The organism is Cytobacillus sp. FSL R7-0696 (assembly GCF_038006865.1).
GTDB classification, from domain to species: domain Bacteria; phylum Bacillota; class Bacilli; order Bacillales; family Cytobacillaceae; genus Cytobacillus; species Cytobacillus kochii.
In genome coordinates this window covers 548,010-562,064 of the sequence record NZ_JBBOWA010000001.1, presented here as the reverse complement: position 1 = coordinate 562,064, position 14,055 = coordinate 548,010, and the positions used below count along the sequence as shown (strand labels likewise).

12 protein-coding genes, 1 pseudogene and 2 riboswitches are annotated in these 14,055 nt (G+C 38.5%); of the genes and pseudogenes, 8 read left to right on the top strand and 5 right to left on the bottom strand.

Going from position 1 to position 14,055, the window contains the following annotated elements; translation table 11 throughout:
• The first annotated feature begins 14 nt into the window (after positions 1-14).
• Together MKX29_RS02880 and MKX29_RS02875 are read left to right on the top strand one after the other, a co-directional pair.
• A pseudogene (locus tag MKX29_RS02880) lies at positions 15-1,000 on the top strand (acrylyl-CoA reductase family protein).
• 60 nt (positions 1,001-1,060) lie between these two features.
• A complete protein-coding gene (locus MKX29_RS02875) occupies positions 1,061-1,600 on the top strand; it encodes a GNAT family N-acetyltransferase (protein ID WP_341103854.1) in 540 nt (179 codons plus the stop codon).
• 35 nt (positions 1,601-1,635) lie between these two features.
• Here MKX29_RS02875 and MKX29_RS02870 read toward each other — a convergent pair whose 3' ends face one another.
• The 4 genes from MKX29_RS02870 to MKX29_RS02855 are packed head-to-tail and all read right to left on the bottom strand — an operon-like array spanning position 1,636 to position 4,665.
• A complete protein-coding gene (locus MKX29_RS02870) occupies positions 1,636-2,169 on the bottom strand; it encodes a 1,2-dihydroxy-3-keto-5-methylthiopentene dioxygenase (RefSeq protein ID WP_341103851.1) in 534 nt (177 codons plus the stop codon).
• Positions 2,156-2,785 (bottom strand): methylthioribulose 1-phosphate dehydratase, encoded by a 630-nt coding sequence (locus MKX29_RS02865; protein ID WP_224935127.1) that lies wholly within the window; start codon positions 2,783-2,785, stop codon positions 2,156-2,158. The genes MKX29_RS02870 and MKX29_RS02865 overlap by 14 nt, the downstream gene beginning before the upstream one ends.
• Positions 2,782-3,447 carry a 2-hydroxy-3-keto-5-methylthiopentenyl-1-phosphate phosphatase gene (locus MKX29_RS02860; protein WP_341103847.1) on the bottom strand — a complete coding sequence of 222 codons (666 nt, stop codon included), beginning with the start codon at positions 3,445-3,447 and terminating at the stop codon, positions 2,782-2,784. Before MKX29_RS02860 ends, MKX29_RS02865 begins: the two co-directional genes overlap by 4 nt.
• A 3-nt stretch (positions 3,448-3,450) precedes the next feature.
• Positions 3,451-4,665 carry a 2,3-diketo-5-methylthiopentyl-1-phosphate enolase gene (locus MKX29_RS02855; protein WP_341103846.1) on the bottom strand — a complete coding sequence of 405 codons (1,215 nt, stop codon included), beginning with the start codon at positions 4,663-4,665 and terminating at the stop codon, positions 3,451-3,453.
• Positions 4,666-4,763: 98 nt separating this feature from the next.
• Positions 4,764-4,867: riboswitch (SAM riboswitch) on the bottom strand.
• Between the two features lie 202 nt (positions 4,868-5,069).
• Positions 5,070-5,223: riboswitch (SAM riboswitch) on the top strand.
• A gap of 145 nt (positions 5,224-5,368) precedes the next feature.
• Here MKX29_RS02855 and mtnK point away from each other — a divergent pair.
• The 6 genes from mtnK (at position 5,369) to MKX29_RS02825 (ending at position 11,587) form a co-directional block, all read left to right on the top strand.
• Entirely contained in the window at positions 5,369-6,553 is a 1,185-nt protein-coding gene (mtnK, locus tag MKX29_RS02850; protein WP_289433118.1) for an S-methyl-5-thioribose kinase, read from the top strand.
• Entirely contained in the window at positions 6,550-7,602 is a 1,053-nt protein-coding gene (gene mtnA / locus MKX29_RS02845; RefSeq protein WP_341103843.1) for an S-methyl-5-thioribose-1-phosphate isomerase, read from the top strand. The genes mtnK and mtnA overlap by 4 nt, the downstream gene beginning before the upstream one ends.
• Positions 7,599-8,675 carry a sugar ABC transporter substrate-binding protein gene (locus MKX29_RS02840; protein WP_341103841.1) on the top strand — a complete coding sequence of 359 codons (1,077 nt, stop codon included), beginning with the start codon at positions 7,599-7,601 and terminating at the stop codon, positions 8,673-8,675. Before mtnA ends, MKX29_RS02840 begins: the two co-directional genes overlap by 4 nt.
• A gap of 74 nt (positions 8,676-8,749) precedes the next feature.
• Positions 8,750-10,288 carry a sugar ABC transporter ATP-binding protein gene (locus MKX29_RS02835; protein WP_341103838.1) on the top strand — a complete coding sequence of 513 codons (1,539 nt, stop codon included), beginning with the start codon at positions 8,750-8,752 and terminating at the stop codon, positions 10,286-10,288.
• A complete protein-coding gene (locus MKX29_RS02830) occupies positions 10,257-11,255 on the top strand; it encodes an ABC transporter permease (RefSeq protein WP_251162915.1) in 999 nt (332 codons plus the stop codon). The genes MKX29_RS02835 and MKX29_RS02830 overlap by 32 nt, the downstream gene beginning before the upstream one ends.
• Before the next feature lie 146 nt (positions 11,256-11,401).
• Complete coding sequence (locus MKX29_RS02825; RefSeq protein ID WP_341103837.1) at positions 11,402-11,587, top strand: hypothetical protein; 186 nt, start codon at positions 11,402-11,404, stop codon at positions 11,585-11,587.
• Positions 11,588-11,962: 375 nt separating this feature from the next.
• On the opposite strand, the gene MKX29_RS02820 is transcribed toward MKX29_RS02825, so the two are convergent.
• On the bottom strand, positions 11,963-13,876 hold the full coding sequence (locus MKX29_RS02820) for an acyltransferase family protein (RefSeq protein ID WP_341103835.1): 1,914 nt from the start codon (positions 13,874-13,876) through the stop codon (positions 11,963-11,965).
• Positions 13,877-14,055: the final 179 nt, after the last annotated feature.

Here is a 14,055-nt window from a genome sequence, read left to right as displayed (position 1 = left end):
GTGGAGGAAGAGTAATGAGTTTTAAAACATTAGTTGTAGATAAAGATGATAAAGATTTTTCTATCCAGGTGCGTCAACTTGAGGTAAAGGATTTACCTGCAGGAGAAGTACTAATTCAAGTAAAATACTCCGGAGTAAATTATAAGGACAGTTTAGCTAGTATACCTAATGGAAATATCGTTAATGACTATCCAATGGTACCGGGCATTGACTTAGCGGGTATCGTTGTTTCATCTCAACATCCTGATTTTTCCGAAGGAGATGAAGTCATTGCTACGAGTTATGAAATTGGTGTATCCAGATACGGGGGTATAGTGAATATGCACAAGTACCTGCACAATGGGTACTACCACTTCCAAAAGGACTTACGTTAAAGAAGGCAATGACGATTGGCACAGCTGGATTAACAGCGGCACTTTCCATATTAAAATTAGAACAGAATGGTCTAACTGAAAATAGTGGGAAGGTATTAGTTACTGGGGCTACTGGTGGTGTCGGGAGTTTTGCCGTTGCCTTGTTAGCTAACCGTGGCTATGAGGTCGTTGCAAGCACTGGAAAGAAGAATGAACGTGATTATTTAATGAACTTAGGAGCTTCTTCAGTGATTACAAGAGAAGAAGTGTATGATGGAAAGATAAGCGCATTAAGCAAGCAAAAATGGATAGCAGCGGTTGATCCTGTCGGTGGAGAGCCATTAGCATCCTTGTTAAGCCAAATTCAATATGGGGGTGCCGTAGCGGTCAGTGGTTTAACAGCTGGAACGAATGTACCTACGAAGGTTTTTCCATTTATTTTACGTGGGGTGAGTCTCTTGGGAGTTGATTCCGTTTTTTGTCCAATGGAGATGAGGAAAGAAGCTTGGGAACTATTAGCGGAAGAAAGTGATAAACTTCCGTTTGATCAGTTTATTTTTCAAGAAGTTTCATTGAGTGAAGTTGAGCATGCCTTGCCGTTGCTTTTAAAAGGAGAAACGAGAGGAAGAGTACTTGTACACATATAGTAACTACACACAATAACTGATAAAAGGCGGCCTAATTTCCGATAGAATGGAGCGAAAGACATGCAGTTGAAAAGTAACCGTCTCGTCATTCGTTCGTATATGGATGAAGATTACGAAGCTTGGATAGAGGGATTAAAGAACCGTTTAGTTTCGCAATCACGTCATGATGAAGGACGCCCACAAGATTTATCTGCTTATACTAAAGAAAAATTCAAGAAGAAAATCGAGCAATGGAGTAAGCAAGATGATGCTTGGCAATTATCTGAGTTTGGTATATTTAGAGAAAATGATGGTGCACATATAGGAAAGATAGAAATGTATCGAACACAGAGGAATGGCAAGGAGTTAGTACTACTCGGTTATGCTATTCACAATCAATATTGGCGAAAAGGATATGGAAAAGAAAGCGTAGTCACGATTATTCCTTTTATTTTTGAATATTTACAACCTGAAAGAATAGAATTACATATTGATAGTGATAACCTTGCCTCCATTCATTTAGCAGAATCTATTGGTTTTAATTATGAAGAGAAACAGTCTCAATTCTCATTTCATAGTGGAGAATGGAGCGAATTTTTTATCTATTATATAGAGAAATAAGGAGAGGCTCCACTTATGTAGGAGCCTCCCTAATATTAAGCGTTCAATTTTTCTTTTTCGTAAACAGGTACCCAACCTTCTGGTGTAACAAAGAGGCGAATAGCAACAACTTTTCGATCATCAGCTAAAGTAAAATAGTGACGCGTGTTTACAGGTACAGAAATTAAATCACCTGGATCTAAATGGACTTCAAAAAACGATTCATCTTTTCCTTGGATAATAAAGACCCCATGCCCACTTACGATGAAGCGGACTTCATCATCGGTATGATGGTGCTCTCTTTGAAAGTTAATTAATAATTCATCTAAATTTGGCGTACTGTCTGAAAGTGAAATAACATCTGCAGCTTTGTAGCCGCGCTTTTCAGAAATGGTTTTGATTTCAGTTGAAAATGCATCTAGTATGGCTTGCTTTTCATCATCAGATAAATCGTATTTTTCGTGTAATGTCACTTCTAATTGCTCAATGTTCCAATTTTCATAGATGACTTCTTGTGCAGATAAAAATGTAGATACCTCTTGTTGATCAGTAATCACTTTTTCTTCGTTTTTAAATTTAATAGTGGCCATGTAAAACGCCTCCTTTTAATTGAATAAGAGATAATTTATATTGAAATAAAAATTCGCAAGCTTCTAATAATTTTTTTGCTTCAAACCCATCGACTCCCCAAACAGTAATCCCGTGGTTGTGAATTAAGACTGCACCTTTCTCTTTGCTGACGTAAGCAGAAAAGTGGTCCGCTAATGTAGGGATATCCGCATCATTGCGAATGATCGGGATGGTGAGTATATCATCTTCTCCCCATAATCCAAATGCTTTAATTAACTCTTGATGCTGAAAAGTTACTACACCTTCTTGATAGAAAAGCTCAGAAATAACATTATTAGCAACTGTATGAACATGAAGACTTGCTCCTGATGACGTTTTCTTATAGATCTCACAATGTAATAAAGTCTCAGCTGAAGGTTTAGATGACGTGTTTTCTAGGGGCCTTCCTTCTAAGTCTACTAATAAAAAATCATTGGCTGTTCTCTTTCTTTTATCAAGTCCACTTGAAGTGACTAAAAAGCTGTTTTCATCTACGCGAATGGATAAATTACCACTAGTACCCATAAACCAATCTCTAGCCGCTAATTCATCTTTAATATCAGCTAATGTATCCCACTCTGTTTCATACGTTGTCATGATTTCGCACCAACTAGTTCATCGAGGTATTCAATGCAATCATGGAAGGTTTCAAAAGGAGTATAAGAAATACCAGTTTCTTCACATTTTTGAATTAAGAAATCTCTAGCAAGTACGGCATCTGCTATTTTGGCTGCTTCAAAGTCTGTAATCGAATCGCCAATAAGAATATTAAAGTGTTCTGGAGATGAGTGTTTTCTAATAATGGTTGGTTTACAACAGCCGCAACCTTGTGAAGAACATAGTTCATCACACTGGTGTGGATAGTGAATATCTATCGTTTCTAAAGCAAAGCTTGCCTGATTGCAAAATACTTTCGTAAATGGCCCATAAGGTTCAAGTACTGGTTCTAAAAAAAAGTCAATTCCACCACTAACAATATAAAGAGGGATATCGTTTTCGTGTGTATATCTAACAAAAGCTGAAAATCCTTCACGAATTTCTGCACTATTTAATACAAAATGGATAATCTCTTCTTTTTTACTTGTTGGTAAAAGTGAGAAGAGATTTTTAACACCCTCTTGGATAGAGATATTTTGAGCTAAAATATCTTCCTTGATCTGTTTTGCCTTAATAGGACCGAAATGCTCCATAATCTTTACAATGTTATCGTTATTCGTAATTGTTCCATCAAAATCACAAAAAATCATTGGTTTTGTCATCTTTTACGACGTACCTCCCCATTTTGTTAATGCTGCTTCCAATTCTTGCGCTTTTGTTACACGATGAGTATTTTGTTGTATGACGTGGTCAATGGCTTGCCTAAAGGCTCTCACGCCAGCTGCTGCTCCTTCAGGATGACCATGGACCCCTCCGCCCGCATTAATGATACAATCATTGCCAAAATCATGATAAAGCAACGGAACTAAACCTGGATGAATGCCTGCTGAGGGGACCGGGAATGCCTGATTCAAGCCATTTTCTTCGGTTAACTGTCTAGCGATAGCTAAGGTTTTTTCTTTTTCCATGGCAACAGAACCATATGGAGAAGGAAATAAAGAGAAATCTGCGCCTGCTAAGCGAGTAAGATTACCGAGTAATAAGTCAGGAGCCACACCATAGAAGTTTGAAGAAGTATAGGCCCCACTATATGCAGGATGTGCCATGATAGGTAACTGCACTTCACTGTTTTCAGCTAGTGTTTGGAGCATATCTAGACCGTAAGTGTGAACATTGAATAATAATGCATCCGCCCCTAATTCGGTCGCATGTTTTGCTTTATCTACTAAATCCATTGTTCTCCCAGATAAATTGACTGCATAATGTGTCCTTTTTCCAGTCTTTTCATAGACTTCATCTAGTATTTCTTTACCTGCGATAATTCTGTCTTCAAAAGAGATGTTGACATCAAAAAGAATTTCATCATCTTTTACAATATCAACGCCTCCCATAGCCTGGTCTCTTAACTGTTCTCTTAAGAAGTGAATATCCCTGCCGATGATGCCTTTAAATATACTCATAAGTAATGGGCGGTCTTGAGTATTTAGTTTCGATCTTATATTTTTTATACCGAATTTTGGTCCTGGAAAACGAGAAAGATCCTCATTATCAAATTCTAGGTTTAATAATTTTACCTCACCATCTAGAGATAACTTTCCAAATACGGTTGTTAAGATTGCTGGAATATCAAATGTGAAATTATATGTAGGGTAGGCGATACTAATTTCGCACCTTACTTCACCGAATCGATTGGGATGTTCATCATCATAAAACTCTTGTAGTGCAGTGACTCTGCCTTTATGTTTTAGTAATTGTTCTTGCTCAAGTAATGGTAACGCTGTCCACGAGCCTATCGTTAATCCTAAAGCGATATCCTCTGCTTTTTTCTCTAATGAACCGGGTCTTGCGTATACTTGATAAGTTGCAATTACATCTCCCATATGAGAACCCTCCCTGATGATTTCGAATTTACATTGACAATAAAAAACCCTCTTCTTAATCAATAAGAAGAGGGTTAGTTCGCAGTGATAGAACCTTCTCCTTATCTGTCAGCATGATTGCTGCAAGAATTAGCACCGTGTTCATTTAGAATCGGTTGCCGGGCTTCATCGGGCTCGTCCCTCCGCCTGCTCTTGATAAGAAAATTTATGATTATCGTTTTAAATTTTTGCACAATTGTATTATGTCACCAGGTGTTTTATCTGTCAACAGAGAATTTTTTACGTTATATGACAAAATTCCTTTATCTTTAAAAAGATGAAAAGTTTTTTAAAAAAAGATTGACACTTTTTTATAATCGGTGCTAGTATTTGCTCAAGATATTTCAAAAAATGAATCTTTTATACTCTTATCAAGAGCAGGTGGAGGGAAATATGGCCCGATGAAACCCAGCAACCGACCGTAATATCGTTGTGAAACGAGGCGCAGCTAGAGAATTTCTGCGCCTAATGTAAGGCACGGTGCTAATTCCATTCAGAAGTTATTCTGAAAGATGAGAGGCAAAATCGTCATGACGAATGCCTCTTTCTGTACTGGAAAGGGGCATTTTTGTTTCTGTAGTGACAAAGCAGGTCCGACTACATCTCTTCATGTAGTCACCCCTGTTTTGTGCCACAGATAATAAAGAAATAAGGGGGAAGAGATATGGCTGTTTTAGAAAATATAGGTTACCGCGCTTTGACAGAGGAATCTGCGTGTGAATACGTGAAGAGTTTAAAGCTGTTTTTACCGGATGAAAAAATAACGGTGGAAGAGATTGGTGATGGTAATTTGAATTATGTTTACCGTATTACTTCTAATCGTAAAAGTGTAATTATTAAGCAAGCACTCCCTTATGCAAAAGTAGTCGGAGAAAGCTGGCCACTAACACTTAAAAGAGCAAAACTGGAGGCAGAAGTCCTTAAGAAGCATGGTGAATTCGTTCCTCACCTCCTCCCAGCAGTACTAGCAACAGATGAAGAGCTAGCATTAACTGTGATGGAGGATCTTTCCCATCTGACAATTGTAAGAGACGGATTGATTCAAGGGGATCATTATCCGAAGTTATCAGCTCATATTGGGGAGTACCTGGCAAAGACATTGTTTTCAACTTCAGATTTTGCTCTTCATCCGTTTGAGAAAAAGAAATTGGTCGCTAAATTTTCAAATCCGGAACTATGTAAAATCACTGAGGATTTAGTATTCACCGATCCATTTTTTGATGTGGAAACGAATGATTTTGAAGCTGAGTTGGCTGAAGTGGTTCAGCAACTATGGGCTAATGACAAGTTGAAGCTTGAAGTAGCCAAAATAAAATATGCTTTTCTCACAGAAGCAGAGAGCTTACTACATGGTGACCTACATACAGGGAGTATATTTGCGAGTAAGAGTGAGACGAAGGTGATTGATCCTGAGTTCGGCTTTTATGGTCCGATTGGATTTGATGTCGGTCAATATATTGCCCATCTTATTTTCCAAGTACTTGTACGAAACGGAAACGATAGAATCGTTATTCGTCAACAGATTGAAGAAGTATGGGATGTGTTTTCTCATTATTTTTCAGAAGCTTGGGAAAATTCTGTTGTTCATCCTTTTACGAAAGTACCAGGCGCTCTAGAATCTTTTCTAGCTAAAGTATTTAAAGATGCTATCGGAGTAGTGGGATGTGAATTAATTCGGAGAACAATCGGATTGTCTCATGTGAAGGATCTTGATGGAATAGAAGATAGTTCAATTAGATTATATGTGAAAAAGGCAACGATTCAATTAGGTTCATCCTTGATTATTAATCGCAAAAACATAGGAACAATCTCGCAACTTCTTAAGGAACTGGAGGCGTATACATCATGAGTATACCAACACCAATTGAATGGCAAGATGGTAGATTGAAAATTCTTGATCAAACCTTATTACCCCATCAAACAAGATGGGTAGAACTCGAAACCATTGAAGATGTCTTTGAGGCAATTATTCAGTTGAGAGTGAGAGGGGCGCCAGCTATTGGAATAACTGCTGCTTATGGTTTAGCGATTGCTGCAAAAAAATACGAAGGTGTCGACATCGAAACTTTCCATCTTAGAATTCATGAAGATTATCTTTATCTAGCGGGTTCAAGACCTACAGCTGTTAATTTGTTCTGGGCTTTGGATCGAATGATGAAAGTAATAGAAACGTTGTATTCAACAGAGGAGACAATTATCAGTTTGGAGCAAGAAGCAAAGCAAATACATCAAGAAGACGAGGAGATTTGTCGGCAAATTGGCGAAAATGCACTAAGTCTATTGAATGGAAGGAATAAGGTATTAACGATTTGCAATGCGGGGACGATTGCTACGGGAAAATATGGTACAGCGCTAGCGCCGTTTCATTTAGGTAAGGAAAAGGGTGTTGACTTTCAAGTATATGCTTGTGAAACGAGACCGGTTCTTCAGGGAGCGCGCCTAACTGCTTGGGAACTTCAACAGTCCAATGTGGATGTAACGGTCATTACTGATAATATGGCTGCTCATACAATAGCAACAAAGGGGATTGAAGCGATTATAGTCGGGGCAGATCGTATTGCCAGCAATGGAGATACAGCGAATAAAATCGGTACATGGCAACTAGCTATTTTAGCAAACTACTTTCAAATTCCTTTCTATGTAGCTGCGCCATTGTCAACATTTGACTTTTCTATTGCATCAGGGGCAGATATTCCGATTGAGGAGAGGTTGCCAGAAGAGGTGACTCATCTAGGACCAAACCAAATCACACCAGAAGGAACGAAAGTGTTTAATCCGGCGTTTGATGTGACAACTGCTAATTTAATCACTGCAATCATTACTGAAAAAGGTATTTTTGAAGCTGATCGAAACAAATTGGCACAATTGAATAAAGCAGAAGAGGGAGTTAGGGCATGAAGAACAATCGTATACTATTAGCGTTTCTTATTATTTCTATTTTAATCTTGGCAGGCTGCCAGCCAAAAGGAAGCAATTCAAGTAGTGAAGCAACTGCATCAACTAAAGAGAATAGTGTACATCCGTTAGCTAATAAAAAAATCGCACTAATCATGCAAATTAATTTAGGAACTTTTTCTGCACAATATATTGAAGGGGTAAAAGAACAGGTAGAAAAGTTTGGTGGAACCGTTCAAGTATTTACTTCTGAAGGTGACTTAGCAAAAATGGCTTCCAATTTAGATGCAGCGATTAATCAAAAATTTGATGGAATATTAATTGATCATGGAACGAAGGAAGCGTTAACGCAAGGAGTAGAAAAAGCGGCTGCGCAAAATATACCTGTAGTGGTCTTTGATGCTGATATTGCAGTGAAAGATGTAACTGTACTTCAACAAGGCGATGAAGAAATGGCGAAGTTGACATTAACCAAGCTTGCTGCAGATGCAGGAGGAAAAGCGAATATTGTTAAGATTTGGGTAGCTGGATTTGCCCCGATGGAAAGAAGACAAGTAGCTTACGAACAATTTTTAAAAGAGAATACAGATATTAAGGAAGTAGCAGCATTTGGTGCTGCCACCGACAATACAGCATTAGATACTCAAGCACAAATGGAAGCAATCCTAAAACAATATCCAAATGAAGGTGAAATAACAGCAGTTTGGGCAGCGTGGGATGAGTTTGCTAAAGGAGCTGTCAGAGCGCTAGAGCAGGCAGGAAGAGAAGATATTAAAGTCTACGGGATTGATATGAGTGACGAGGATCTGCAACTGATACAAAAAGAAAACAGTTCATGGGAAGCGACAGCTGCCGTTGATCCAAAAGATATTGGTCGTATTCAAGTTCGATATTTGTACCAAAAATTAAATGGTGATTCTCCAAAAGAAAAAGTTATCCTTGATCCTGTTTTTGTAGAGAAAAGTCAATTACCTGATGAGGCCATTACAACAAATGAACTGCATGAATATATTGATGGTTGGGGAGAAAGTGAACAAGGCTATACGGAAGAACTAAAAGCACTTGAGGGCAATTGAATGAAATGGTTTGTAGCTAGTCAACCGACTTTTAGAGAGTCGGTTTTCCTATCTATGGAGGGGGTCTCCTTTAAATGAGTGAAGTTGTTTTGGAAATGAAAAAGATGAGTAAAAGTTTTGGAAAAGTTACGGCATTAAAGAACGGGGAGTTAGTGGTTCATAAAGGAGAAATACATGCCTTGCTTGGAGCAAATGGAGCTGGGAAAAGTACATTAATGAAGATTCTCTCTGGGGTATATAGACAAGACCAAGGAGAAATTTTGATTAACCACGAAAAAGCAACTTTTCAACACCCTAGTGACGCGAAAGAAAAAGGAATATTTTGCGTTTATCAGGAGGTTGATACAGCCATTGTTCCACAGCTTACTGTAGCAGAAAATATTATGCTTGATTGCTTTTCACAAGAGAAAGGGTGGTACTTCTCTCGTAAGGATCTACATCGTCAGGCGCAGGAACCATTAACATTACTCGATGTGAATGATATTGATCTAAACCAAGCAGCTTCAAAGCTAAGTCTTGCTAAAAAGCAATTGGTTCTCATAGCTCGGGCGTTAGTTCAAACGACTAAAGTCATTATTTTTGATGAGCCAACCGCTCCATTATCACATAGAGAAGCAGAGAAACTATTTCATGTAATTAGGCAACTGAGAGTAAAAGGAATTGGTTGTATTTTTATTACACATCGATTACCTGAAGTATTCGCCATTGCAGATGTGGTAACGGTTATGAGAGACGGATGTCGGATTTCAACCGTACCAATTGCTCAGATAACGCAGGAAATGGTGATTGAACAAATGCTTGGAGAAGTATGGCATGAGGAAAGAAACGTTCTGCACAGTTATAAACGAGGGGAAGAGGTTTTAGCACTTAAGAATCTCAATCTAGGAAAGTTACAAAATATTAGTTTAAATGTATATGAAGGTGAAGTTGTAGGAATTGCAGGATTAGTAGGTGCGGGAAAGACGGAACTAGCAAAAACAATATTTGGAAATACACCAGCCGCGTCAGGAGAAATCAGAGTCTCTGGTAAGAAGATACAAGTGAAGCATCCAAAAACAGCTATTGCTTGTGGTATCACTCATATTCCTGAAGAAAGGCGGAAAGAAGGTCTATTCATTAATGAAACGATATCGAAGAATGTAACATTCCCACAGCTAAAAAAGTACGTAAAAGGGGGAATTATTAACAGAAAGGCTGAGAGAAAAGCGACTGAAGAAGTAATTTCAACTTTGCAGGTGAAAGCAAATGATGTGGACGTAGAGGTGAATCATTTAAGTGGGGGAAATCAGCAAAAGATCGTTATCGGTAAGTGGTTATCAAGTGAAGCGAAGGTTTATTTATTTGATGAGCCTACTAAGGGTGTGGACATCGGTGCGAAAAGAGAAATTCTTAAACTAATTCAACAGCTTGCAAAGGAAGGCAAGGCCATTTTGTATTTTAGTAGTGAAATCCAAGAATTATTAACAGTTTGCCATAGAGTATTAGTGATGTATGATGGCAAAATCGTGAAAGAGTTTGCGCAAAAAGAGGCAACGCAAGAAAAGATTCTGTTATATGCAAGTGGTGGAAAGGAAGTCAATCATGAAGGACCAATTGATCGCATTTCTATTTAAATACGGGGCAATTACTTTACTTATTCTTATTATTTTCTATTTTACAAGTGTGAGCCCATTCTTTTTAACCTATGATAATTTTTCAGATATATTACGTTCCATTTCGATTGTCACTGTGCTCGCGCTCGGGGTCACATTTACATTAGTAGTTGACGGCTTTGATTTATCTGTTGGCTCCACGATGTCATTAGCAACTGTTTTTACTGCTTCATTGATGGTTTGGTATGATTTACCTCTATGGTTAGTTCTACTATTACCAATTATCGTTGGAGTGGCAGTTGGATTATTTAATTCGTTCTTAATTGTTGTGATAGGTATTCCCGATTTATTAGCAACATTGAGCAGTATGTACATCGTAGCGGGATTACATCGGACTTATACAGAAGGATACTCTATTTATAACCATATGCCACTGACATCTGGTGGGACAGCAATTGGTGAGTTTTCTAATGCCTTTCTATGGATTGGTCAAGGCCATTTATTAGGTATCCCCGTACCTGTATGGATCATGATTATTCTAGTGTTAGCGTCCTACTGTTTTTTAAATTATACGAGATGGGGCCGAATTTTTTATATGACTGGGGGGAATGCCGAAGCTGCGACCTTATCTGGTGTAAAAGTAAAGAAAATCAAATGCATGGCTTATGTGATTTCAGGAATTTTTGCTAGCATAGCAGGCATTTTATTTACTGCTAGGGTAGGATCAGGGCAAATCGATGCAGGTGCACCTCTCCTGATGGAAGCTGTTGCAGCTGTATTTGTTGGCTACTCGGTACTAGGGGCTGGAAAACCAAATGCGTTAGGTACATTTTTTGGCGCAGCAGTCATTGGCGTATTATTAAATGGTTTAACTATCTTGAATCTACCCTATTATGCTTTTGATATTATTAAAGGAACTGTACTCGTTTTAGCATTGGCAGTGACTTATATGTATGCGAAAAATAAGTTCTCAACAAATAGCTTATAGAAGTAGTAGTAGTGGGTGAGGCACTTTTGTAGTTGCAGGTAGGCTAATCACTTCCATTGGAAGATACACATGTATGTTTTAGTTGATAAGGCAAAAGTGGTTTGTGTCTCATTTAAAAAGAGAAATAGGGATGAAAGCTTTAGCAAATGGTGTCTGCGAGTCGCTCAGGTGGAAAACAGGAGACGAGAGGTGAGCAAATAGCGTCAGCGAGTCGCTCAGATGGAAAACAGGAGACGAGAGGAGAGCAAATGGTGTTTGCGAGTCACTCAGACAAAAAACAGGAAATGAAAGCTGAGCAAAAAGGTATGGCGATTCACTCAGGCGAGAAATAGTAAACGAAAGCAAAGCAAAAGTGATTTACACATTACGTTGACCGGAAACCGGTGCTTGAAATAGGAAAACAGATAGGACAAACATAGAGGTGAGAATAGATAGGAGTTCGCTGGAGGTAAGTATTTGTCCTAGTTTTAACTGGAGCAACTTTTTCTTGTTACCTCTCTCAATAGGTGCAGATATTCACATTGAAGATTCTCCACCAGGTGAACGAGCAAACGGGTTACCATAGCTCACCATTTTAGAATAGGCACCCGAAAAAACACTTCTATATTTTTTCTCGGAATTTCACTCTCCACAATGGTTCAACAATTAGCATGTAACTGATATAAAAAGGCCGCTGAACATTTTTAGGTTCAGCGGCACTTTGTTGATTATTTTTCTTCTATGGATGCTTCAATATAGTTATTCATTTCTGTTTCGATTAGCTCAGCTAGTGATTCTGCCCCTGTTTTTCCTACATGGACGCCATCACCTCCGAAGTATTCGGGATGATTTTCTCCGAGTTTGTGCCAATCGACTAGTGTGACATGGTCTTCAACTTCCGCTTTTTCCAATAAAGCTTTATTTACATCTTCTTCCCATGAACGTGGTACCTTTGTATTTACAAGGTAAATATCTGCTTCACTAAATAAATCAACCAGTTCATCTAAATGCTTTTCACGGAAAAAGCCGTTTGTACCAAGCATGAAAATGATTGCATTTCCTTTTTGGTTAAAGGAAGTGTATTGCTGGCTAACATCGACTGCTTGATGAACTTGACGCCCTACCTTTGCATCAATCGTAATAGCAGGAAAGCGTAGCTGTAGACTTGGTGCAACATCAAGCATTAATGAATCACCAATGGCCAGAATTTGGTTATAATGCTCAGCGGCAGGGAGTGGCTCTGCCTGTTTTTCTGCTTCATTCTCAACTTCTTCCGTATCTGCTGTCTTCTCCTCTGGAGCTTCTTCAGAGGAGTCATTTTTCTCTGGAACATTCGAAGCTTCTTCTTTCGTTTCTTCTTTCGGTTGATCTTCACTGTTTTCTTGGGAAATAACTAACTCTGTTGGTTTCTCTTCTTGCTCTTCGCCCTTGACAACGCCCGTCATACCAGCAATAAAGATAATAGCTACTAATGGAACAAAAGCTGCACCAACTCTACACTGTACATTTAAACTTTTCCATTTAAGCGGATTTATTTTCTTGAAATTTTTAAAGAATGCTCTAAAACCATACTTTCTAATCGGTTGCTCTAAGAATCGGTAGGAAACTTCTGCTATTGCAAAAATAGCGATGAGCTGTAATAGCACTCTCCATAACTGCGGTGCCGCTATTTGGTCGAGAGGCGTTGTTAAAATAATAATTGGATAATGCCATAAATAAATACCATATGAGCGTGTACCAATCCACCTAAGTGGCTTCCATGATAGCCACTTGCTTAATATACTTGATGGGTGACAGACACAAGCAATAACAACCGCTGATAGGAGGGCAATAAGGAACAAGCCCCCAACATAAAGAAACGGATTATATTCATTAATGGTGAACATGCATAGTAACAAAATCACTAGCGCACCGACACTAGTTACATTAAGCGTTTGTTTTAGTTGGGGTGATAGCTTCTTAGCTGATAGCCTTTTCATTGGCCAAACAAGTGCTAGCCAACAACCAATTAATAATTCAAATGAACGTGTATCAGTCCCATAATAAACTCTGCTAGGATCACCATTGGGATCATATTGTAATGACATCCATAAACAAGATAATAAAGCGCCTAAAAAGATAATCTTTGAAACAGTTACTCGGTGCTTGAAAATATAAATTAGAGCCGTTAGGGCAAGTGGCCATAATAGATAGAATTGTTCTTCAATCGCCAGTGACCATAGGTTTTTTATTGGAGATGGAGCTGCAAAACTATCAAAATAGGAAACCTCATGGAAAATAAACCACCAGTTACTTACATAAAATATAGAAGCTAGCGCATCGCCACGCATAACGGATAACAAGTTTTGATGAAAAAGAACGACCCACACAAAGGTAATAAAAATCATTGCATAAGAAGCGGGTAATAAGCGGCGAGCACGGCCAACCCAGAACTTCTTCAAATCTAATTTCATGCTTTTGTTTTGATCCGGTAATAGAGTGGAAGTAATAAGGTAGCCAGATAGAACAAAGAAAAGGCTAACGCCTAAGAATCCACCTTCTGCCCAATCAAAGCGAAAGTGATAGGCGATGACGGCTAAGACTGCAATCGCTCTCAGTCCGTCGAGCCCGGTAATATAATGTGTGTGTGTCTTTTTTTTCATATGTACGTCCTCCATTTTTGATGCAATTAAACTCTAGCTGACGGAGGGAACCTTCCTCCGTTTTAAAGTGAACCTGTAAATTATTTACGTATTTTCTATTAAACTTTATGTATATAAAATAGACGATGATTATGTCGTAATTAGTTTCAAAAAGCTTGTAAAAAAATTTGCAGAATAGC